Origin of the sequence: Saccharopolyspora antimicrobica (assembly GCF_003635025.1) — a bacterium.
Classification (GTDB): domain Bacteria; phylum Actinomycetota; class Actinomycetes; order Mycobacteriales; family Pseudonocardiaceae; genus Saccharopolyspora; species Saccharopolyspora antimicrobica.
The window spans coordinates 4,817,533-4,837,594 of the sequence record NZ_RBXX01000002.1 but is presented as its reverse complement, the minus strand read 5'-3'; the positions used below and the strand labels follow the sequence as shown (position 1 = coordinate 4,837,594).

Below are 20,062 nucleotides of genomic sequence, written 5' to 3'. Positions count from 1 at the left end.
TCCAGCGATGCGCCACCACGGGATCACCCTCCACGGCATCGGCGCGGTCGCTGGCGACCTCGTCACGAGCATCGACGCCATCCGCGACGGCCACTACAGCGCCGAACAAGCCCACCGCAACCGGCAGGACTCGACCGCGGTCGCCGCCGGACGCACCGGACCGGAACTCGCCGCCCAAGCAGGCCGCCAGGCCATGCATGCCGCCGAGCGCGACGTGGACCTACACCTGCACGCCACCATCCACGACCCGGGACTGGACTTCTGGTCCGCGGCAAGCTTCGTCGCTCACCAGACCGGCATCACCCCGATGCTGACCCTGTCGATCAACGCCATGTCCAACAGCATGATCGCTGGCCTCCAACTCGCCGCCGGCGTCCTGGAAGGACACGCCGGGCACTCCGCCCTGCTCACCGCCGGCGACGTCTTCGAACCACCGCTGTTCGACCGCTGGCAAACCGACGCCGGAATCGTCTACGGCGACGCCGGAACCGCACTCCTCCTGCACCGCGACGACACCACCCCAGCCATCGCCGACGTGCTCTCCACCGCCTCCGAATCCCACCCCAGCCTCGAAGCACTCCACCGCGGCAACAGCAACTGGCACAGCGGCCACACCTACCGGCCCCCAATCCAGCTCCGCACCCGCAAAGCCCAGTTCCTCGCCACCCACGGCGGCGGTTCCAGCATCGAGGGCACCAACACCACCGCCGTCAGCAACGTCCTGAAAACCGCCCTCTACCAAGCCGAAATCGAACTCAACGATCTCGCCCGCATCCTCTGCCCCCACTACGGGAACGCACTGACTCAACGCCACTGCCTCACCCCGCTGGGCATCCCCGAAGAACGCACCACAGCGTTCCTCGGCCGCTGGCTCGGACACATGGGCGCCTCCGACCAGATCACCGACCTCCACTACCTCCTCACCCGCGGCCTCCTCAACCCCGGCGACCACGTCGCACTGCTCGGCATCGGCGTCGGCATGACCTGGACCGCAGCCATCCTGCGCATCCACTGACCCACGTCTGACATCTCCCCGAAAACGCGCCAGTACCCGCGTGCCCAGAAGCAGAGCAGAAAACCTATTAACAGGAGGAAAAATGAAGCTCAGCTGCCGAATCCTGCTCACCGCGTGCCTGGCGGGCATAGGCGCGACAACGTCCGGTGCGGCGGCCATCGCCCAACCACCACCACCGGCGCCACCGGAATGCCTCGCGGGTAACTGCGGCCTCTCCAGCTTCGGAGAACCGCCGGCGGCACCACCCCCGCACCCCGAAAGCCGCTAGCCACCGAGTTCGCACACGTTCCCCTCCCACCGGCCGGGACTGCTCTCCGCTCCTGGAGCGGTCCCGGCCACCCCAACCAACAAACGCCCAACACTTGGAGGCCCACGTGAAGCACGCCATCAGAACCACCGTCCTGCTCGCAGCTACTCTTGCTGCCACCACCTTCGGTGGCACCACTAGCCCCGCATATGCCGAAGGGCCCTGTCCAGCCGGAAGCTGGCTGGACATCGAAAGCGGCGCCCGCATCCACCGCTCCAGCGACCTCGCCTCACCTGTTGACGGGATCTACTACAAGGGACACCAGGTGAGGATTCGCCAAGTCCTCGGTTCCCCCGGAGTAACGCCGGAGTGGGTTAACATCACCGACCTCACCACCAACGTCACCGGCTGGGTCCACGGCAGCGTCACCTCGTGCCTCGCCTCCACCTCACCGTGACTTCCAGATATAGCTTATAAGTTCAGGGATTCCGCCAACGTCGAAGGATCTCAGGTTGCCCTTCTAACTCGGACAGTGGCAGGGTTCGGTACGTGCCGAGCCCTGCCACTGACCATTCTTCAACCCAGTAATTCACCGGGGTCTTGCACTGCTTCCGCCACTGCCGGGTCTACATGTCGAAGTGCTTCGGCGAAGTGGACCCCGAGCTGAACATGTGCTCGCCGTTGGCGATGACAAGTTGAACCTGCGACAGGCAATTCAGATTCAGGAGTGGATCTCCCGCGACTACGACGAGGTCAGCAAAGTAGCCAGGTTCAAGCCGTCCGATGCTGTCGGCCCTGCCCAGTGCTTCAGCGCTCGTCACGGTTGCCATCTCGATGATTTGTCCGTTCGAGAACCCGATGTGCGCGTACAGTTCGAGGGCGTCGGCGTAGCCGTCGAACCGTGCGTCCCTCAGTCCGGCGTCGGTCCCGGGGATGAGCCGGACGCCGAGCTCGTCCATCCAGAGGAATCGCTCGATGATCTTCTCAGCCCGTTCTGGTCCGAGGCGCTCCATGAACCCTCGCCAGTCCGGTGGCCAGGCAATGCAGGCGTAGATGCCCTGGTTGGCCATGCTCTTGGCCACGTCGTCACGTTGGTCGTATCCGCCGCCGCCAGGCTGTAGCCATGTGCAGTGCTCGATCGTCGATACTCCAGCTTCGACTGCGGCGGCGATCGCGTCGGAACCGTGTGCATGTGCTGCGACCGGCAGGCCGGCGCTGGCAGCTTCTTCGACGGTGATCCGCAGCTCGTCGGCGGAGAACTGGGTGGCCCACATCGGCGGCGAGTCCGGGGTGATGTGGCCGCCGCTGGCCATGACCTTGATGACGTCGGCGCCGCGCGCGGCCATGTCCTGGACGTGCTGGCGGATCTCGCGTTCTCCGGAGACTTCACCGCCGAAGAAGTGGCAGTGGCCGCGAGGAATGGTCAGTGGGGAGCCGGCTGCCAGGATGCGCGGTCCGCCCAAATCGCCCCGAGCAATGGCGTCCCGCACGTGGAACGCAAGACCGCGGCGGTCTCCGAGGTCCCGGAGAGTCGTCACCCCGCTGCGAACGGCCTGTTGCGCTCGCCCTGCCATGCCGAGCAAGAGATCGTTGTCGTCGGTGTCGAGGTAGCTCGCCAGCGGGTCAGGGCCTGCATCGAGTGCTAGGTGCGCGTGGCAGTTGATCAAGCCTGGCAAGAGGGTGTGGTTCGGGAAGTCGCTCCGGTGGATCTCGGTGCCTGCATGCGCTTCGACTTCGCGGCGGGGGCCTACGGCGAGGATCGTGTCCTCGTCAAGCAGGATGGCGCCGTCCGCGATCTGCCGACCTTCCGGCCCGAGCAGGACCTGAGCGGCCGTGATCAACTGCTTCATCGTGCCGTTTCTCCGATCAACGCGGCTGGTGCGCGGATGGTTTGCTGGGAAGTGCGTGTGCGAGGGCAAGGAGCTGTTCGATATCGGCGCAGAGGTCGGGGCGGGCCGGGGCAGCGATGAGCACCGCGGATCGCCCGCGGGGTCGCACACCGTCGTGCTGGCGCTGCAATGCCTCTTCGAGGACGGCGGTCTGCTGGTGGGCCGGGCGCTCGGCGTCGTAGCCGGCATCTGCCAGGTGCGGGCCGAGCTGGACCATGCCGTCACGGATCTCGATCAGGCGCCGCCAGAAGCGCCGGTGCATGCGCAGGGGTGACAGTCGGTCGAGCCACTGGCTGTTGGGGTGGCGGTCGAGGGCGTCGGCTGGGAACGCGTCGTGCAACCGCGCCCACAGCGGATACAGCTGGTGATAGATGCGCCGGTGCCGGTTCCAGACCCGGAACTCCGAGAACCGAGCCGACAATCCTGCCCAGCAGACCCCGACGACGAAGACCAGCACCGCAGTGGGAACCAGCCTGTCAACAGCGTGCGCGACAGAGAGCGGCACGGTACCGCCAGTCCAGCGAATGATGACGATGACAGCACGGACCACGGCCGTCATTGCCTCAACGCCCAGCCCGATGGCTGCGATCTGCAGGCCCACCCTCGTACGACGCCCGGACTCAGTGGCGTAACGCCACGCCCAGATCGCCGCTGAGCCGGTGGCGTAGGCGATGTACGCCGACCCCACGAGATAGAAGGCAGCCACGGTCGGCGCCGAGAACACCACCGGTAGTGCTCCGCGAGTCGGAAACGCACTGTCCGCGTCTGGCGTGAGGAGGACAGCCAACGCCATGCCGGCGGAAGTGGCAAGCATCAGCGCTGCTTCCCGCCACGCCCGTGCGGTGCTTCCTGCGGCAGCGAACAAAAAGAAGAGCAGCAGGAAGCACCATGAGGCATTCAAGGCAACGTTCATGACGAGCTTGCCCAGGCTGGGAGTCAACACGCCGCCAGTGATTTCGCGAAGCCAAGCCACGGTCGACGGAGCGGCAAACAAGCGGAAGAACAGACAAGCCACCAGGGCGCGCAGGGCGAGGTCTCGCGGCGAGAGAACAAGCCGACAGCTGAACCACGCCAGCGCGATGATGATCGCCAGCTTCGTCAGACTCACAGCCAGTCCTGTTGCTCACCGAACGCTTGCTGGGCTCGCCGAGCACGAGGCGTTCGAGAAGGGAGGGAGATCTGCTCAAGCACCGCGGCACGTTCCAACAGCAAGGTTGCGGCCGTTTCAGCTTCACGTTCCTGCACGGTGTCGTAGTGCGTCCGACGTAGCGCACGGCGGACGTGGTCGGGTGGGATGTCCGGAAAGGATCCGCCCAAGCCATCCTCGTCGGCGTCGTCGGCGGTGTGCCCACTGATGATGTGTCCAAGCTCGTGAGCGATGATGTGCTGTTGGTGTGCGTTCGTGGTCTCCTTCTGGTAGATGATGAAGTCGGCTGCCGGAGTCGCGATCCACAATCCGAACGGTCCAGGGACCTCCAGCGGGTAGGCCACCAGCTTGAGTGGCTTGCCACGGCGAGCGCCAAATCGGCGACACACCTCGGCCATGTCGGCGGGGCCCACGATGCCGAGTTGGTCAAGTTCCTTGCGGATCACGTACCGAAGGCGGGACTCGTTCACACCTTCTCGATCGCCACGTGGACTGAGAATCCAGCGCAGGGATGCACGCGCTGCCGTCCTCATGCTTCGAGGAGCTTCCACAACGCATCACCTCAAACCGCCGCTGGGTTCCGTCCTCTGCCGTACGCGCTACGAAGGCTTCGGCTGCGCCGGCTAGTGGCGAAACTGCCGAGTGGCGCCGATCCTCTCGTTCGTCCACGGCGTGAAGTCCCTGCAGTGCCGCCAGGTTGCTCAGCGCGGAGACCCAGTCTCCCTATGCGGTGTCTGTTCCGACAGTCACAAGACCACCTTGTCACTGAGAAGGATGATCCCTGCTCGCTTGAAACTCGATGTACTCGATCACGTTCGCCAACTGTTCGGGTGACAGCTTCGCGGCGCCGCGCGCGAGAGCATGCAGTTTGCCTTCCCCGAACTTCGCCAGCAGCGAGTACTGCTGGGCCAGCTCGCGCCCACGCTCGTTGTCCGAGAAGTAGTCCAGCTCCACTCCGAAGAACTCAGCCAGGGACTTGACCACGGCATGGCTGGGCTCGCGCTCGCCGTTGATCAGGTTGTACAGGTGCGTCTTCGACAGCCCGGCTGCTTCAGCGACCTCGCGCTTGGAGTACTCCGAACCGTCCTCGCGACGGACAGCGTCGAACAGCAGCTCAAGCTGCTCTCCGAACGTCTTGCTCGACTCGACCTCCGGCATCGGGCACCTCCCACAGCACAGAGTGTCCCCTTTAGGGGACAAACGCAAGCTAGTAGTCCCTTCGGGTTGTCACCCTGGCCACGTCGGCGTACTTTCGACCATCCAAGTCCGCTATAGCGGACAGGCGAGGCTCCTGCCTTGCCGGGTTGCCGGCCCCGAGCGCATGCCGCCACCGGCTACGACGCCAGCGCGACTCAACTCCAGACTGAGCCATTGCCGCTGATGAACCGGCCAACCTTCGATTTCCAGAACTTCGGGGGGTCACGTGTTTCACGAAGAAGAACGGAGAGTTCGCCGTTTCGGACGGTGCACCACGTCCTCCTCGCAGGACACATGGTTCCCCGACCCTGCACGTGGCGCCGAAGGGCTGGCGCACCAACGTCGCCAGGCAGCCGAAGCCTGTGCACGCTGCCCTGTCCAAGCTGAATGCCTCTTGCTCGCCCTCGAACATGAGATCTACGAAGGAGTCAGCTGGGGAATCTGGGGCGGAGTGTGCGCACGCGACCGGCGTGAAGCGATCGATCGCGCAGCCCAGCGGCAGCAGCACACGACCGATCTCCGCCACCTAGTGCACGAACTTCTCGCAGACTCGACACGAAGCCAAATCCCATCCCAAACGAGAAGTGACGAGTCTGCCGAAGACGACCCTGTCCAGCAGGTCGCTCATCGAGCTGCCTGACAGCCCTGGATACTGCGCGCCGGAACCGACGTCGTTCAGGAGGAGGGCAGCTGCAGCGGGACCGTGGAGGTATGCACTGGTTTCTTCTTGTTCATCTCGGTTTCGCTGTCATCGAGGGGCGGGTGCAGGTCAGGCGAGTGCCATGATGATGGCCCTGATGCCCGCCGTTTTCGTCAATGTCGATCGGGTGCGTCAGCACTGCCGGACCAGCGGTCCGCCGACCATGAACGGCGTCGTATCGCCGAGCGAACCAGCCGAGCGCCTGATGTGCTGACCCGGCTGCTCTCCGGCGGCAACGGGCATCCGCTCGCCCCGGTGACGGCTGTAGGAGTTGGTGGTCGTCGGCTGGACCGGTCCAAGCTCACCGCTCGTCTCGGTTTTGCCGCCAGCAACCTCGCCGCGATCCTGCACACCGACTGGCGCGCGCTCAACGAGCTGCTGAGGGCTTGCAGGCAGCCACAGACCTTCAGCCGGGACCGCGCGGCGGCCATGCTGGCGCACCACTTCGCCGCCGTCCATGGCCTGGACAAATACGTCCTCGATGACCCGGGTACCCGCCCCGATGCCGCGGGCGAACCGGCTGAGCTGGTGGCGGATCCGGTCGCGGTCGAACTCGTTTTTGCAGGCCAGCGGCGCGCGGCACAGCTACGCCCCGTGGGCCGCGACGCCGCGATCGATGTCTTTACCGAGCAGGGACTGAACACCACGGCGATGGCCACGCAGCTGTACACCGCGCATGCAAGGTCACCGCGGGCCAGGGCGCCCGGTGCATCGAGGATGGTGAGTACGTGGCGTGAGCCCGGCGGCGCGATTGTGCAGGGGCGATGCCAGCAGGTGGCCCTGCGGGCCTGATTCCTAGCCCTGGGCGTGTCCGAGCACACCTTGTGAACGGTGTGCGGCATCATCCGGTGTGAGCTCGTCGAGCTCGTCAAAGTAGACGCCCCTCCCGGCCACCGAGTCTGGCCGGGAGGGGCGTCGTCTGCGTTCGCAGCACTTCGTCAGAGCTGTGGCGGTGCTAGTCGAACGTGCCGGTCTTCATGCTCCGGAGGAATTGGGTCCATCCTGCGTCGGTGAAGTGCAGCAGGTCGCCTAACGGGTTCTTGCTGTCACGAACCCACCTGGAGCCGTCTGCGCCGGCGACCTCCACGCACTGACCGTTGGCCCCGCTGTAGCTGGACTTGCGAAACGTAAGGTCTCGCGGACCGGGCTGGTGCGTGCTGCGTTCTGGCTGGGTCACGTCGTCACCTCCTTCCAGTGCTTGAGCGCCTGTTGAATGATCGCCCTTGATTCTTCGGGAGTGGCCGCGATGGCCTGCAGGTGACCCCACTCATGCCGGTAGACGGCGATGTCTCTCGGATCCTCAAGGTAGAGGCCGGTCGTCATCAGCTCGTGGTAGACGACACCCGGGTCTCCGACCATCTCGGGCGGGAAGGTCATCAGGGAGAACGTGCCACCTTGCTGCGCCATGTGCGCTCCAGCGTCCTGCTTCAGGATCTGGATGTCGACCCGCGGCCGTTGAGACATCGTTAGCAGGTGTTCGAGCTGTTCACACATGATCTCGGCGCTGCCGCGTAGCCGCGTCAGAACGGATTCGTCGAGCACAACCCACAGGTGCACCGGGTCATCCTGTCGTTCAAGAATGTGCTGGCGGCCGGAACGCAGCTCGACACGCTGCCGGACGTCGGTGTCGCTAAGGTCGCGGTCGGCACGGATGACCGCTTCTGCGTATCGCGGGGTTTGCAGCAGGCCGGGAACGAGCAGTGCGTCGAAGGAAGCAAGCTCAGCGACGCCGGTCTCCAGCCCAAGGTAGAGGTTGAACCAGGCCGGAACGGCTTCAGAGAACTTCTCCCACCAGTTCTTGCCCTTGCGAGCCGCCTCCACAATCCGCAGGAAGTCCGGCAACCGCTCGGAGACACCGTAGAAGCCGAGAAGAATCTCCAGCACGGGCTTGGACGGGAGTCGCTCCGCAGTCTCCAAGTGCCCGACCTGAGCTCGTGACATGCCGAGCCGTTCCATGACTTCAGAACGGTCCCTGCCAGCCTCTTTTCGGAGCTGGCGGAGGTTGAACGCGATCCAGCGCTTCAGCAGCGCCGGACTTCCGGTGGCGACCACCTGTGTCTCCTTCGCCTGTCGGCCATGCCTGTCGGTCCTGGGCATACCACGTCATTTGATCGTGGATGGCGAACCAATATCACCCGGATGGGCCCATCCGTAACGCTTGGCCGTGTAGCTGCTACATAGTAGCGTCTCCGTGTAGCCGCTACAGATTCAACGCTACAGCAGCTAGGGCCGGGTGCGGCCCTCCGGTGCACAACGAACCGCACCGTCGAGCACCTGACCCGGCCCGCCTGAAGCGGCGGCGGTCCCGGCGTGAACCCCGAACCGCCGGGTCCGCCGCCTCCCATGAACAACAGATCGGGATCGACATGGACCTGGCCGTCGACGACGCAGACGCTCGCGAGCGCGAAGAACTCACGGCGCACTTGAAATACCTGGTGGACCGGGGTTTTGAGGGCGTTCCGGTCACCGATGATGGGGAGATCGAGGCGCTGGTCTACCACCGGTTCTGGAGCTCGGGAGCCCTGGACGTCGTGGTGGTCGTCGACCGCAACGACGTCGACGCCCTCCGCGCCAGCGGCGTGGATCCTCGCAACCCCGCCACCCTCGGGAGCGGAACCGTGGAATGGCGCACCTCGGGCTCCGTGATCGACGTCGTCGCCGCGATGCTGGCCCGCCCTGCCCCCGACGGCGTCCCTATCCGCACCACCGGCTCGTCCCCGCTCGTCCCCGCCTGCAGGGGGCTGTGGACGCCATGACTCACCAGATGACGGCGGCCGGGCTGCCGCTCCGGATGACCGGAACTCTCAAGCTCGATCTGGATCCCTCGCTCTGCGATACCCGCGTGGACGTGCTGCGGCGCATCCGCGACGAATTAGCGCGCGACGAGTGGCCCACGACCCCGAACCCCACCGACAACGACGAAGCGTTCAGCTGGATGCAACCGGCTGACACCGATCCGAGGTGACCCCATGACTGCTTTGTTGTCCAACGTGGACACCCCGCTGCTCGCGCTGGCGCGCAGCAGCTACCCGGAACGTCACGCCGCACTCCCACCGGTCCAGGACCACCGCTTCCTCGTCGCGGTCCACGAGGCCTTCCCGCTCCTGGAACACGCCCAGCAGCGCCGCCGGGATCTCGGCGCGGTCGTGCACGTGTTCCGCGACCGCAGCACGGGGGCTTTCGCCGTGCTGTTCCAGCGCGAAGACGGTGGGCCCGACACGGTCAAGGAATCCGCGGGGTGCACGTTGCTGGACCAGCTCAACCAGCTGGCCGGGCCCGGGCCGATCAGTGCCCGCTCGTCACGCGGTACTCGGCTGTCGGGGCCGGGGATCGCGCTGCTGCGTGGCCTGCCCCGCAAGCCCGCGACCAGGGCGTCGCTGCTGGAACACGATGCTCTTTCCGATGTCCTGGCTGTGGCGTTTCCCGGTGTCGAACACAGCCGGTCTGTCCTGGGCCCGATGATCGATCAGCACGTTCTCTCCGATGCCGCGAGCGGCTCCGGAGTGCTCGTGGTCCTCACCTGGGAGCGGCGTGAGCATCGGACCCGGACCGAGATCGCGGAGTGCGGTCCGCGTCGGTTGTGGGACGAGTTCGTGGTGTGCTCGCAGGAGTGGAACACCCACGGCCGCCGGATTCCACAGCACTGGCTGTCCGGCTCCGAGCTGGCCGACGCGAACCGGTGAGTGTCATCGCGGCAGGCGGCGTCCTGGTGTGCGCCGCGGCGCTTATTGCCGCCGGGATCGTGACCGCACTGGTCGGGGCACTGGCCCGCTGGCACGTACGTCGTGGCGCCCGGCAAGTCCCGTCGTTCATGCCGGTTTCAGATAGCAGCGACGAACTCCGCTGGCACCGCGCTCACCGTCGTAGGTGATGTGACCGTCCCGTCGTCGGCCATCGGCGCCGGGACACCAGTCGCCGGTCACGTCGCCCCTCCACCCCGGGTTTCTGGGTCCTTTCCCCGGGGAACGTGGTGTGGCCGGTTCACCGGTTCGGTGCGGGTGCACATCCGCTGCGCAGGCGCAGCCCGCACCGAACCGGCTCTTCCTCTTTCCGCACGCACGTGCATTGCCTCCTTGCCGAAGTCCGTTCTGGAGCCACCATGTCCCCTGACCTCACGCTCGCCGCCCCGAACGAGCCCCGCCCCCAGCCGCGACGTGCTCGGGCGGACGCATGATGCACAGCAAGCAGCGCGCCCTCCTGGTGGGCGCCGGCCTGCCCGGCCTGCGCTACCTCCCGGCCTTTCAGCGGCTGGACGGCAAATGGTGCGAGCTAGCGGGCCTCGTCGGCTCGGCCGCGGCCGCGGGTTTCCCGAATATCCCGAGATTCACCCAGCTCGACACAGCCCTCGTGGCGCTGCAGCCCAACGTGGTGATCGTGACCGCACCACCCCCGGCGAGCCTGCCCCTGGCCCGGCAAGCCGCCCGCTCCGGGGCGACCGTGCTCGTCGAACCACCCGTCATGATCAGCCTGGCGGGCTGGACTCCGCAATCCCATGACGGGCGGATCTTCGTGGCGCTGCCGTCTCACTTCGCGCCCGGGCTGGCGGGCCTGATCGTCGAACCGCCGGCCATCGAGCGCGCCGAAGTGGATCTGGTGTGCCACCAGAGCGCCACGGACTTCGGGCCCTGGCAGCAGTTCTGGAACCACTCGGGTGGGATCTTGCACCAGCATGCCCTCGCTGGCATCGCGCTGGCGGTGCGCCTCCTGCCGAGGACCGCGGTGCTCAAGTGCACGGGCCGGAGGTGGCACCGCCGCCAGCACAGCCCCGCTGAGGACGCCATCGACGCCGAAGTGCTCTTCACCGACGGACGCCGACTGGCCATCAATGCCCGCACCGACGCCCCCACTGACCTGCACCGCCGCCACGAGCTGCGGCTGATCCGCCGCACCAAGGTCACCAAGATCGCTGGCCGCAACCTCGAAGCAGGACTCGCCGAGCGCAGCACCGCACCCAGTGAGACCGAGCTACGTGCCCAGATGCTGCACGCCGCCGCCAACACCACCGAAGGCCGCGCCGAGCACCCGAGCCTGCTGGGACTACGGGACCTCCCGAAGACCCTGGAGGTGATCACACGTGTCTACAGCGACTGCACCGTGGCCCGGTGACCACCCGGTGGAGCGGGTCGAACTGCACCACAACCTGCACCATGTCGCCCTGCACGCCGGGCACCTGACGGTCTCCGGTCGCGCCGTCCGCTACGAGACGCCGAACCGGATGATCATCGGCGGACGGACGAGCAACACCTTAGCCGCCGGAGCCTGGCTCCTGGACGAGCTGGCCACCGACATCGCCGCCACCGACGGCCCCTGCCGGATCAGCGGCTCCTGGCACATCGGCGCCCGCTTCGACGACCCCGCCCTGTTGTGACTGGAAGCCGACCCCGACGAGCAACCCGCCGCCGAGCTCCTCGACGAGCTGCTGCCCGCCCTCCTCACCGACCACCGGTGGCTGGAGGACCGCCTGGACACCGAGCGCTACCGGCCCCGCCCGCCCCGCTCGGCGGCGTGAGAAGCCGAGCTCCGCCACCGCCCCTACCACTGACTTCTGATCCGACAAGGCCTCCAAGGACCACCCATGCTCCTCCGTCTTACGGCTCCGGCCACCGCGATCCTGGCCAGTCAGGACGTCACCGAGACCATCACCGCCGTGACACAGGCAGCCGACGACGCGCTGTGCGACGACGCCGGACTGCTCGCCGACGGCATCCCGCTGCTGCTGCTCGCCGACGCCAGCGACGCCCCGGACACCGCGCTGGAGTTCGGCGCCGTGCGCACCCGCAACCGCAGCCTGATCCGCGGCGGGCTGGAACACGGCCGCGGCCGACAGATCATGCACGTGCTCAGCGACGTCGATGCCGCCAGCCCCGTGCTCATCGTCGACACCCGCAATACCGCACCCAGCGGAGAGGTGTATCGCACCTTGCTGGAACGCGTGCGTGAAGGTGCGGCGATCGCCGTCGCCGACCACCCGCACTGGTGGGACCAAGGCCGGGGGCTGCTCACCGATCTGCTCGCCCGGCCCCTCACCGCGACTGCCCTGGGCCGGGACGTCCCGACCCCGCTGGCCACCGACATCGCGTTGTCCCCGAAGGCCTGGCGCACCGTCCGAGCGCAGTGGACCCGCCTGTCCCCGGAACTCCGGAGCTGCGCCGGAGGCCACGGCATCGCGCCGCTGCTACTGCAGGCCGCCGCCACCACCGGGCCTGTGGTGGCGGTGCGCGTCCCGAACCCCGCTGGCCACCCGGAACCGCGCCTGGTCGACCTGCCCAGGATCTGGCGTGACGTCGCGCCGCTGCTGCTGAACCAGGCCGCCACCCGCATTCCGCAGACCGTCGAGCTGGCCCTGCCCCGGCTGGCCACTCGCAGGGTCCACGCCGAGGAGATCACCGCCCGCCGCGAGCGCCTGGCTGACCTCGCCCGCCCCGGCACCCCGACACCTTGGAGCACCGCAGTGGCCGGCGCCTGGCACACCATCGCCACCGCAAGTCCCGCCAACGCCCGCGAGGCCGCCGACGTCGTCATCGACGCCGCCGAGCGGCTCTGGCCGGAGTTCGTCCACCAAGCTCGCCACGCCCTGCAGCTGGGCGCCGACAGCTCCTCAACGCAACGCCAGCAGCAGCGGCACCGCTGGGCCACCGACGTGATCACCGCCATCACCCAGTGACCACAACCCATTTCCGCACGATCAGGAAGGCACGAAAGAGCACGTGATGTACTGGAATCTGCGGTTGGTCGCCGCCAGACGCGGCATCTTCACCAAGGGCGAACTGCAGCGTCTGCTCACCGAGCGCGGCTACGAGCTCTCCGACGCCACGACCTCCAGGTTGTGGTCGCACCAACCCCACTCGGTCAAGCTCAGCGAGCTCGACGGCTTCTGCACCGTCCTCGGGTGCGGGGTCAATGAACTGCTGAGCCGCAAGCCCGCCACCATCCCCGTCCCCGGTGACGCGGCTCCGGCATCCTCCCGTGCACGCGGCGGTGACCAGTGAACAAGACACTGCCAACGCGTCCGGCCTCCTGGCTCAAGATCGCCGAAGTGGTCCTGCGCGCCGACCGGCGCAGCACCGCGAAGGCAAGGCAGGCCAGCGAAACCGCGGCGATGACCGACCACCACTGCGCACAAGCGCTCTTCCCGCTGCTCGTGATGCGAGCGGGCGCCGCGGGAATGTGGTTGGTCGCCGACGGCCGCGCTCGCCCCGACGGCCACGGCCTCGTGCTGATGTCCCCGGCACCGCTGGAGCTGTGGCTGGCACGGTACATGCCCTGCGTGCCGTGGGTCTGGGCCACCGAGTTCGCGAGCGTGCTGAGCACAGCGGGCCACGACGTGCTCGTCCGGACCGACGCCAGCATCCGGGCCCAAACCGAAGCACAAACGGGCCCTGACCAGATGTGGGAATCCTTGAAGTCCTCACCCGCTGAAGGCCCCCGCTGCACCGATGCCGGCCACCCGTCGCTCGACCACTGATCATGACCGAACGCCTGAGCACCGCTGAACGCGACAGCATCGCCGCCATGCTGGAGTCGGTCGAGCCGATCAGGGCCGTCGCCCGCCGGGTCGGCCGCCATCCCGACACGGTGAGCGAAGTGCTGCGCACTCGGCCAGCCACCCAGGCGGTCCGTGCGGTGGCCTTCCGCAACCGCACAATCGACATCATCTCCCTGCTCCTGCACGGCACGTCCCTTCGCGCCGCAGCCCGCGCGCACGGCGTGAGCGGAAACTACGTCCGGGGACTCATCGCCCCGGTCCGCCACCGCATCGCCGAGCTTCAGGCCATGACGCGATGGGACGGTGAGGCCCGGTCACTGCTGGCCGTGCCGTGCCCGCACACCGAGGAGGTGACCAGCCGGTTCCAGCACGTGCAGGCCACCGTGCGGGAGGTGATCACGGCTGCCGAGCGAGCCGAGCACCACCGCATCGACGACCTGCTTCACGGCATCTCCCTCGCCCGGTCTGCTCCGCAGCACCGGCCGCGTGCCCGGGCCTTCAGCCCGGCTGACCGTCTGCGAATCCGCTACCTCCGTGACGTCGAAGGCCTCGCCTGGAAGGACGTCGCGAGGCACTTCCCCGGGCGCAGCCTCAACGTCCTGGCAGTCCGGTACCGCCGGGACAAAACGGTGTGGAACAACCCAGCACCTGCCGACGCCGGGGACGCGCGGGGCGAGAATCGATGAACCCGCACAGCACCCGGCTGCCCTGCCTCACCGACGACGAGCGCGACGCCATCGCCGTCATGCTGGCAGGAACGGACTCGATCAGCGCCATCGTCCGACGAACCCAGCGGCACAGGGCGACGATGTACAGAATCCTGAAATCCGACCCCGAGCTGCGGAAACTCCGTGCCGCGGCGCTGAAGGACCGCAAAATCAAAATCTTGGACAGGCTCCTCGACGGACTGCCCTTCGCCCGTGTCGCGGCCCTGCACGGAGTGGGAAGGGATGTGGTTCGCGCCCTGGCCGCGCCGGTCCGCGAGCAGATCGCCGCCGCGCGTTCTGTCCGGCCGTGGACCGGAGAGAACCTGGACAAGCTCCTCGTGGCTCGCCCGCGCATCGACGACATGGTGGCGCGCTTCGGCTCTGGGCAGGCCACCGTGCAGGCCGTGATCACCGCCGTCAACACGGCCGAGATCGAGCAGCTCGAAGGACTCCTTCAGCTCAGCGCGAGCTCGGCATGCTCACAAGTCGACGCTCCATTCACCGTGACCTCCGGGGCCTCGACGCCGAGCTCGGACGGCACCGGAAGAACCAGCGATCCCCTGAACACCAACCGAGAAAGGGGCATGTGATGTACCCGTCATTGCCGAAACTGCATTGGAATCTGAGGATGGTCGCCGCGCAGCGCGGCGTCTGGAAGTCAGTGACGCTGCAGAACATGCTCGCCGCACGAGGCCACCGATACTCGGCGGGGAAGATGTCCGCGCTGTGGAACGGGAAGTTCCAGACCATCAAACCGGACGACCTCGCCGCGCTCTGCGTCACCCTGAACTGCGAGATCGGCGAGCTTTTGAGCTTCGAGCCGGCACAGACTGTCGAACCCGGGACACGCCTCAGCCTGGGGACCACAACACGCGAGACACAGGAATTGAGTGAGTAACTGCGCGACCGGACACCCCAGCCATGGCAAACACCGAGGCAGAGCAGGGCCAAGCGCTGTGCCTCACCGACGACGAGCGCAGCGACATCACCATCCTGCTGGCCACCACACAATCGATCAGCACCATCGCCCGCCAGACAGGGCACAACGAATGTGCGGTGGACACCGTCCTGCAGGACGATCCGAAACTGCAGGAGCTGCGCGCCGCAGCGTTCTTCGAGCGCAAAATCCTGATTCTCGAACGGCTACTCGCCGGCTGGACCCGCAAGCAGGTGCGAACCCGGCTCTCCATCAGCCATTCGCTGCTGGATGGGCTCGTCATCCCGATCAGCAAGGAGATCGCCACCGCCCTCCGGGCCCGACCGTGGACCGGCGAGGACATGGGCATGTTCAACCCCTCGCGTCCCCGCGTCGACCCCGTGATCACCCGCTTCCGGACCGGGCACGCCACCGTGCACGACGTGATCACCGCTGTGCGCGAAGCCGACCAGCACCTGGCCGAAGACCTGCTCATCCAGAGCGTCCACAACGCTGCCACCCGCTCACCGCAACCGCCGCCCACCCCCTTCACCACCGAGGAACGGCGCCAGATCGCCCGCCTGCGGGACGAGGAGAAAAAGACCTGGGAAGAGATCGCGCAGCACTTTCCAGGACGCTCCGCTGACGCGCTCCAACGTCGCTACTCCCAAGACCGCAAGGCCCAGGTGACGAACTGAACCCGTGATTGCAGCGCCACTGGAGGGCCACGCCACTCGATCGCCTCGGGCACACTGGTCAAGCGCAGATAGTCACGTCTGACGGCAAGGGAGCAGCTGGAATGCAACAGGTGGAGTTGACGTCTATCGACGGCATGCGGCTCGACGCCGCGTGGCATCCCGCCCGAGCGCATGGGCACCGAGGTGTGGTTGTCCAGGCCCATGGGATCAACGCCAACATGACCGAAGGCGGAATGTTCGTTCGTCTCGCCGAGCGGCTGGCGGAAGCGGACTTCAACGTGTTGCGCTTCTCGTTCCGAGGACACGGCGACAGCCATGGAACACAACGGGGTATGACGATCGCGGGCGAGATGCTCGACCTGCAGGCCGCCGTCGAGTACATGGTTAGCCGTTTCCCAGGTCCGTTGGCGATCGTGGCATCGAGCTTCGGCGCGGTATCCACCTCGCTGTCCATTCCATGGCTCGGCGACCGTCTCAATCAGCTCGCTCTCTGGAATCCCGTGCTGGATCTAAAACGCACGTTCGTCACACCAGAACTGCCGTGGGGTAAGGAAAACTTCAACACGGAACAGCAGAATATGTTGGCGACAAAGGGATTCCTCACACTAGACGGTGAGTTTGATGTTGGCAGAGTCCTGTTCGAGGAGTTCCATCACTACGATCCGCTGAAGTGCTTGACGGCGAGCACGATCCCCGCACTTGTGGTGCACGGTGACCAGGACACCGCGATCTCATACGAGATCGCGCAGCAGGCCGCTGCTGCCAAGCCGAACACCGAGTTCCACACGATCCGCGGTTCGGACCACGGGTTCGACACGCGGGAACGAGAGGACGAGGCCATCGCGGTCACAGTGGGATGGCTGGTCAAGGAGCGGGAGTCGGCGTGAACATCACCTCGCTCTACGCACCCGTGATCCTTGATAAAAGCAGCATCGTGGGTGAGCACTGCATCCTGGGCTATCCCAAGGAGGCGCGCCTGCAAGCCGAGCAACAGAACCCTGGCTCCTCTCTGATGGGTGATCAGGTCACGGTCGGTCCGAAGTGCTTGCTGGCCAACCACGTCGTGATCTATGAAGGGGTTCAGATCGGTGCGGATTGCGTGATCGAGGACCGCGTACGAATCGGGTACGACACCGCGATCGGCGATCGAACCCGAATCGTCTATGGAGCATACGTATGTGATCGAGTCACGATCGGCATCGACGCGACTGTAGCGGGATTCATTTGTGACGGCACGGTTATTGGTGACCGATCCACTGTGATGGGCGAGCTGGTACATGAGTACACCCGCCCCCATGAAGGGTGGTGGGATGTTGATGAGGAACCGCCAGTGATCGAAGCCGACTCGGTGGTCGGCTACGGAGCACGGGTGGTCGGTGGAGTCCACATAGGCCCGCGCAGCTATGTCGCAGCAGGCGCAGTAGTAACCAAGGATGTACCGCCGGAGTGTGTCGTGACCGGCGTCAACATCCAAACCCCGGCTGAGCAATGGAGGGGACGCCGACTACAGAACCTGATCGGGTACTGGCTGTCGTTGTCGAAGACCCAGCTGCCTTGACGGGCAGGCTCACGTCTAGCTACGGCTCGACGAAGTCGGAGTCCTCTGTGTCACTTCCGGCTTCATCCTTGGGGCGCTGATGAACCAGTGGTGGATCAAACGCCAATGCCTTGATCTGCTTAGGAAAACGCGCCCGCATGTCGGGGCGCGGGTGGTCAATGTAGAGGGAGGGCAGGAACTCGTCGATCGGCACGATCGCGTGCTCCAGGTGTGTTCCAAGCAAGATGTCGAGCGCGGATCGGGTAAGCACGTAACCGAAGGTGCAGTGGCTGTAGGCGGGCGACACGAAACCATCAGATACTGGCTTATCTTCTTCAGGTTCAAGGGGAAAGCGCCCTAGGTAGAGCAGGTCGAATGGGTTGCTGGAGACGACGCGACGTAGTCCGGCGAGCAAGTCCTCAAGGAATGTGGGTCTGACGATCGCGTCGTCTTCGAGGATGACAACGAACTGGTCGTCGCTGGCCTCGGCAGCATGCCGCCAGCAGGCTAGATGCGCCAGCGTGCAGCCGATCTCGCCGTACTTGAGGGGCCTGCTCCACCACAGATTGTCGGACGCGATTTTCCATGGGAAGAGCTTGTAGCCGGCAGCTTCCAGCTGGTTCCGGGTAAGTTCGTGGCCGTCGAAGGGCCCGGTCCAGTCCGACGTGAAGGTGACCGGCAAGTCGAGCGGCAGGGTCTTGGTCATCCACGTACGCCGATCTGGGCGCCGAGGCAGATTGATCACGTACGTGCGGAGATCAGCGAGTGTGACCAATGCGTCTGATTCCTCTCCCCGCTCGATCGTCGAGGTAGCGGTCGGAGTTGTCGACGACCGCGGTAAACGGTTCGTTGTGTCGGCGAGCGAGCAGTAGCAGCGGGTTGACCATGGTCAGGTCCGTGACGTCGGTGATACCGCCGATGCGCCTGGCCTCGGTGACTAAAACGAAGTCGGCGTCGCCGACTTGCTCGGTGACGTAGCGAATGCTCCGAGCGCCGCGCTCGGCTTCGAGCAGGCAGCGAGCAGAACCGAGCACACCTAGGGTCAAACAGCCTCCGAGCAAGAAGACCGTGGTGCCCTGGGCGAGGGTGAGGCGGGTGAACACAGCGAGGTCTTCGAGGAGTTCCTGGCGTTGAGTCCACCGTGGCCCCAGGGTGAGCCCGCCCAGATCGGGGATAACCAGGGGGTCGTCCTCGCCGAGGGGGTGCGGTTCGAAGTAGAACGGCAGCTGGGGCAGGAACTCTCGGTACTTCGCATTCCACGGCGGACCGCCGACGACCACCAGGACATCAGCCTGGGTGTCGTAGTACTCGGATGGCGCGAAGTCTCGGATCGTCACCGTCGGGGCCAGTTGCGCGAACCGGGTCCGCAGGTAGATGAGCGTGTCCAGGTCGGCGAACTTGGCATACCGGAGGTAGTTGCGGTCGGTCGGCGTGGCGTACTCGGGCAATTCGTTTTCGGGAATCTCCGAGCAGACGATGTCGATCCGAGACCCGTTCGATAGCCGCCAGAATTCGCAGAGGTCGTCCTCCCAGCGTGCCGTCTGGCCAGCCGCGGGTTGAACCTGGTTGGAAACCACGCCGTTGTCGGAGGGCGACATCCGGGGCTGCGCTGGCACGTCGGTTTTACTCAAGAGTAGGTAGGCGAGAGTGTCCAGAGCTCGGTCGGCGCGACGCCGTACGGTCTTCGCCGCACACTTCCGCAGCCGCGCCAGCGACTCCTGCCGCTCCGTCAGTGTTGGGTACCGATGCTCGGTGACCAGGTTGAATTCCACCTCAACGTACAACCGCTCGTCGTCGGCCAAGCCCTCGATCGCCCGGCGAAGCACGGCCACGAGCCGGTTCACTTCCTCGACTGAACCAGACTCGCGGACCGCCCCGTTGGCGAGATATGCCCGAACAGGTTCGGTGAGCGTGGAGAGCAGCGCCGTTGGTCGAGCTAGGCCATGACCTTGGCGCAAGCGCTTGAGGCCGTCCTTGACCTCGTCGACGGAGAGTGAAGGGCTGGACACTCTGTCCAGCATATGTCCAACTGCTGGGCCGGTGACCACCAACACGGGTAGCGAATGGTCTAGTCGATCAAAGCGCGGGGCAGCAGCCTGGGAACAGGCGGTACTTCACCTGGCCATGTGCGGCGAGCAGGCCGCTTCACATCTGGGCCAGTCGTGGTCTCAAGCTCAACCCAGGAGGATGAACGTGCCAGTGGAATCGGCGCTCGCGACGAACGAGCTCCGCAGCACGCCTACCCCGATGACAGAGATCGTCAGGGTCCGCGTCCCAGGAACTACGCCAGGCGCACGGGATCTCACGCTCGGACCAGCGACGACCGTGGCCTGAATCGGCCTCCAGTGCCGAAGATCACCCGATTGGCCGATTCCTGGCGGGCATTCCAGAAACTGAACGCTCCCAACGAGCACGGCCGCTGCTCGGAACACTCCGGCTGGCTACGCCCACGCCGACATCCCTGCACCGTGTGGAGAACTGCCCACCGCACCCGGTCGCCGCCGACGGTTCCCTCGCAGCTGC

27 protein-coding genes are annotated in these 20,062 nt (G+C 66.0%); 19 read left to right on the top strand and 8 right to left on the bottom strand.

Going from position 1 to position 20,062, the window contains the following annotated elements; genetic code table 11:
• Positions 1-7: 7 nt before the first annotated feature.
• Together ATL45_RS23410 and ATL45_RS38465 are read left to right on the top strand one after the other, a co-directional pair.
• Positions 8-1,015 carry a ketoacyl-ACP synthase III family protein gene (locus ATL45_RS23410; protein ID WP_170210327.1) on the top strand — a complete coding sequence of 336 codons (1,008 nt, stop codon included), beginning with the start codon at positions 8-10 and terminating at the stop codon, positions 1,013-1,015.
• 374 nt (positions 1,016-1,389) lie between these two features.
• Positions 1,390-1,719, top strand: coding sequence for a hypothetical protein (locus tag ATL45_RS38465; protein ID WP_143121654.1), 330 nt, complete (start codon positions 1,390-1,392; stop codon positions 1,717-1,719).
• A gap of 169 nt (positions 1,720-1,888) precedes the next feature.
• Here the strand turns inward: ATL45_RS38465 and ATL45_RS23405 are convergent, their stop codons facing one another.
• From ATL45_RS23405 to ATL45_RS23390, 4 genes are all read right to left on the bottom strand, one after another.
• Positions 1,889-3,112, bottom strand: coding sequence for an amidohydrolase family protein (locus ATL45_RS23405; RefSeq protein WP_093153624.1), 1,224 nt, complete (start codon positions 3,110-3,112; stop codon positions 1,889-1,891).
• Between the two features lie 16 nt (positions 3,113-3,128).
• Positions 3,129-4,259, bottom strand: a complete 1,131-nt coding sequence (locus ATL45_RS23400; RefSeq protein WP_093153622.1) for an MAB_1171c family putative transporter — start codon at positions 4,257-4,259, stop codon at positions 3,129-3,131.
• Positions 4,256-4,768, bottom strand: a complete 513-nt coding sequence (locus ATL45_RS23395) for a hypothetical protein (protein ID WP_439332463.1) — start codon at positions 4,766-4,768, stop codon at positions 4,256-4,258. The genes ATL45_RS23400 and ATL45_RS23395 overlap by 4 nt, the downstream gene beginning before the upstream one ends.
• Positions 4,769-5,060: 292 nt before the next feature.
• Entirely contained in the window at positions 5,061-5,456 is a 396-nt protein-coding gene (locus ATL45_RS23390) for a helix-turn-helix domain-containing protein (protein ID WP_093153619.1), read from the bottom strand.
• 265 nt (positions 5,457-5,721) lie between these two features.
• Between ATL45_RS23390 and ATL45_RS40260 the strand changes: the two genes are divergently transcribed.
• The 3 genes from ATL45_RS40260 to ATL45_RS23380 all read left to right on the top strand — a co-directional run bounded on the left by ATL45_RS40260 (position 5,722) and on the right by ATL45_RS23380 (position 6,987).
• Positions 5,722-6,135 (top strand): WhiB family transcriptional regulator, encoded by a 414-nt coding sequence (locus tag ATL45_RS40260; protein WP_093153617.1) that lies wholly within the window; start codon positions 5,722-5,724, stop codon positions 6,133-6,135.
• A gap of 142 nt (positions 6,136-6,277) precedes the next feature.
• Positions 6,278-6,409, top strand: a complete 132-nt coding sequence (locus ATL45_RS40055; RefSeq protein WP_256258391.1) for a hypothetical protein — start codon at positions 6,278-6,280, stop codon at positions 6,407-6,409.
• On the top strand, positions 6,403-6,987 hold the full coding sequence (locus ATL45_RS23380; protein ID WP_093153615.1) for a hypothetical protein: 585 nt from the start codon (positions 6,403-6,405) through the stop codon (positions 6,985-6,987). Before ATL45_RS40055 ends, ATL45_RS23380 begins: the two co-directional genes overlap by 7 nt.
• A 163-nt stretch (positions 6,988-7,150) precedes the next feature.
• Here the strand turns inward: ATL45_RS23380 and ATL45_RS23375 are convergent, their stop codons facing one another.
• Together ATL45_RS23375 and ATL45_RS23370 are read right to left on the bottom strand one after the other, a co-directional pair.
• A complete protein-coding gene (locus tag ATL45_RS23375) occupies positions 7,151-7,372 on the bottom strand; it encodes a DUF397 domain-containing protein (protein WP_093153613.1) in 222 nt (73 codons plus the stop codon).
• Positions 7,369-8,247 (bottom strand): helix-turn-helix domain-containing protein, encoded by an 879-nt coding sequence (locus ATL45_RS23370; RefSeq protein ID WP_170210326.1) that lies wholly within the window; start codon positions 8,245-8,247, stop codon positions 7,369-7,371. The genes ATL45_RS23375 and ATL45_RS23370 overlap by 4 nt, the downstream gene beginning before the upstream one ends.
• Before the next feature lie 314 nt (positions 8,248-8,561).
• Here ATL45_RS23370 and ATL45_RS23365 point away from each other — a divergent pair, with 314 nt between their 5' ends.
• The 14 genes from ATL45_RS23365 to ATL45_RS23300 all read left to right on the top strand — a co-directional run bounded on the left by ATL45_RS23365 (position 8,562) and on the right by ATL45_RS23300 (position 17,560).
• Positions 8,562-8,951 (top strand): hypothetical protein, encoded by a 390-nt coding sequence (locus ATL45_RS23365; RefSeq protein WP_093153607.1) that lies wholly within the window; start codon positions 8,562-8,564, stop codon positions 8,949-8,951.
• On the top strand, positions 8,948-9,160 hold the full coding sequence (locus ATL45_RS23360) for a hypothetical protein (RefSeq protein ID WP_170210325.1): 213 nt from the start codon (positions 8,948-8,950) through the stop codon (positions 9,158-9,160). Before ATL45_RS23365 ends, ATL45_RS23360 begins: the two co-directional genes overlap by 4 nt.
• A gap of 4 nt (positions 9,161-9,164) precedes the next feature.
• The gene (locus ATL45_RS23355; protein ID WP_143121651.1) at positions 9,165-9,878 is read left to right on the top strand and encodes a hypothetical protein; all 714 of its coding nucleotides are present in this window, start codon (positions 9,165-9,167) and stop codon (positions 9,876-9,878) included.
• Positions 9,879-10,365: 487 nt separating this feature from the next.
• Positions 10,366-11,301: a Gfo/Idh/MocA family oxidoreductase gene (locus ATL45_RS23350; protein WP_093153600.1), complete on the top strand. Its 936-nt coding sequence runs from the start codon at positions 10,366-10,368 to the stop codon at positions 11,299-11,301.
• Between the two features lie 7 nt (positions 11,302-11,308).
• Positions 11,309-11,563: a hypothetical protein gene (locus ATL45_RS23345; protein ID WP_093153598.1), complete on the top strand. Its 255-nt coding sequence runs from the start codon at positions 11,309-11,311 to the stop codon at positions 11,561-11,563.
• A gap of 207 nt (positions 11,564-11,770) precedes the next feature.
• The gene (locus tag ATL45_RS23340) at positions 11,771-12,859 is read left to right on the top strand and encodes a hypothetical protein (RefSeq protein ID WP_093153595.1); all 1,089 of its coding nucleotides are present in this window, start codon (positions 11,771-11,773) and stop codon (positions 12,857-12,859) included.
• A 46-nt stretch (positions 12,860-12,905) separates the two neighbouring features.
• Positions 12,906-13,184, top strand: a complete 279-nt coding sequence (locus ATL45_RS23335; RefSeq protein ID WP_093153592.1) for a helix-turn-helix domain-containing protein — start codon at positions 12,906-12,908, stop codon at positions 13,182-13,184.
• Positions 13,181-13,660 carry a hypothetical protein gene (locus tag ATL45_RS23330; protein ID WP_093153589.1) on the top strand — a complete coding sequence of 160 codons (480 nt, stop codon included), beginning with the start codon at positions 13,181-13,183 and terminating at the stop codon, positions 13,658-13,660. Before ATL45_RS23335 ends, ATL45_RS23330 begins: the two co-directional genes overlap by 4 nt.
• 2 nt (positions 13,661-13,662) lie before the next feature.
• Positions 13,663-14,367 carry a helix-turn-helix domain-containing protein gene (locus ATL45_RS23325; RefSeq protein WP_093153587.1) on the top strand — a complete coding sequence of 235 codons (705 nt, stop codon included), beginning with the start codon at positions 13,663-13,665 and terminating at the stop codon, positions 14,365-14,367.
• Positions 14,364-14,978 (top strand): helix-turn-helix domain-containing protein, encoded by a 615-nt coding sequence (locus tag ATL45_RS23320; protein WP_093153583.1) that lies wholly within the window; start codon positions 14,364-14,366, stop codon positions 14,976-14,978. Before ATL45_RS23325 ends, ATL45_RS23320 begins: the two co-directional genes overlap by 4 nt.
• 38 nt (positions 14,979-15,016) lie before the next feature.
• The gene (locus ATL45_RS23315) at positions 15,017-15,286 is read left to right on the top strand and encodes a helix-turn-helix domain-containing protein (protein ID WP_246025499.1); all 270 of its coding nucleotides are present in this window, start codon (positions 15,017-15,019) and stop codon (positions 15,284-15,286) included.
• 23 nt (positions 15,287-15,309) lie between these two features.
• Entirely contained in the window at positions 15,310-16,002 is a 693-nt protein-coding gene (locus ATL45_RS23310) for an SANT/Myb-like DNA-binding domain-containing protein (protein ID WP_093153580.1), read from the top strand.
• Positions 16,003-16,103: 101 nt separating this feature from the next.
• A complete protein-coding gene (locus tag ATL45_RS23305) occupies positions 16,104-16,889 on the top strand; it encodes an alpha/beta hydrolase (RefSeq protein WP_093153578.1) in 786 nt (261 codons plus the stop codon).
• Complete coding sequence (locus ATL45_RS23300) at positions 16,886-17,560, top strand: DapH/DapD/GlmU-related protein (protein ID WP_093153576.1); 675 nt, start codon at positions 16,886-16,888, stop codon at positions 17,558-17,560. Before ATL45_RS23305 ends, ATL45_RS23300 begins: the two co-directional genes overlap by 4 nt.
• 19 nt (positions 17,561-17,579) lie before the next feature.
• Here ATL45_RS23300 and ATL45_RS23295 read toward each other — a convergent pair whose 3' ends face one another.
• Together ATL45_RS23295 and ATL45_RS23290 are read right to left on the bottom strand one after the other, a co-directional pair.
• Positions 17,580-18,284, bottom strand: a complete 705-nt coding sequence (locus tag ATL45_RS23295; protein WP_256258388.1) for a glycosyltransferase family 25 protein — start codon at positions 18,282-18,284, stop codon at positions 17,580-17,582.
• Positions 18,285-18,297: 13 nt separating this feature from the next.
• Positions 18,298-19,548 (bottom strand): hypothetical protein, encoded by a 1,251-nt coding sequence (locus tag ATL45_RS23290; protein ID WP_211841269.1) that lies wholly within the window; start codon positions 19,546-19,548, stop codon positions 18,298-18,300.
• Positions 19,549-20,062: the final 514 nt, after the last annotated feature.

What these genes read in the sequence shown, in the direction of transcription:
- ATL45_RS23410 (WP_170210327.1), top strand. Translation starts at nt 8, where the DNA reads ATGCGCCACCACGGGATCACCCTCCACGGCATCGGCGCGGTCGCTGGC.
- ATL45_RS23405 (WP_093153624.1), bottom strand. Translation starts at nt 3,112, where the DNA reads ATGAAGCAGTTGATCACGGCCGCTCAGGTCCTGCTCGGGCCGGAAGGT.
- ATL45_RS23390 (WP_093153619.1), bottom strand. Translation starts at nt 5,456, where the DNA reads ATGCCGGAGGTCGAGTCGAGCAAGACGTTCGGAGAGCAGCTTGAGCTG.
- ATL45_RS40055 (WP_256258391.1), top strand. Translation starts at nt 6,278, where the DNA reads ATGATGATGGCCCTGATGCCCGCCGTTTTCGTCAATGTCGATCGGGTG.
- ATL45_RS23365 (WP_093153607.1), top strand. Translation starts at nt 8,562, where the DNA reads ATGGACCTGGCCGTCGACGACGCAGACGCTCGCGAGCGCGAAGAACTC.
- ATL45_RS23360 (WP_170210325.1), top strand. Translation starts at nt 8,948, where the DNA reads ATGACTCACCAGATGACGGCGGCCGGGCTGCCGCTCCGGATGACCGGA.
- ATL45_RS23355 (WP_143121651.1), top strand. Translation starts at nt 9,165, where the DNA reads ATGACTGCTTTGTTGTCCAACGTGGACACCCCGCTGCTCGCGCTGGCG.
- ATL45_RS23350 (WP_093153600.1), top strand. Translation starts at nt 10,366, where the DNA reads ATGATGCACAGCAAGCAGCGCGCCCTCCTGGTGGGCGCCGGCCTGCCC.
- ATL45_RS23340 (WP_093153595.1), top strand. Translation starts at nt 11,771, where the DNA reads ATGCTCCTCCGTCTTACGGCTCCGGCCACCGCGATCCTGGCCAGTCAG.
- ATL45_RS23335 (WP_093153592.1), top strand. Translation starts at nt 12,906, where the DNA reads ATGTACTGGAATCTGCGGTTGGTCGCCGCCAGACGCGGCATCTTCACC.
- ATL45_RS23325 (WP_093153587.1), top strand. Translation starts at nt 13,663, where the DNA reads ATGACCGAACGCCTGAGCACCGCTGAACGCGACAGCATCGCCGCCATG.
- ATL45_RS23320 (WP_093153583.1), top strand. Translation starts at nt 14,364, where the DNA reads ATGAACCCGCACAGCACCCGGCTGCCCTGCCTCACCGACGACGAGCGC.
- ATL45_RS23315 (WP_246025499.1), top strand. Translation starts at nt 15,017, where the DNA reads ATGGTCGCCGCGCAGCGCGGCGTCTGGAAGTCAGTGACGCTGCAGAAC.
- ATL45_RS23310 (WP_093153580.1), top strand. Translation starts at nt 15,310, where the DNA reads ATGGCAAACACCGAGGCAGAGCAGGGCCAAGCGCTGTGCCTCACCGAC.
- ATL45_RS23305 (WP_093153578.1), top strand. Translation starts at nt 16,104, where the DNA reads ATGCAACAGGTGGAGTTGACGTCTATCGACGGCATGCGGCTCGACGCC.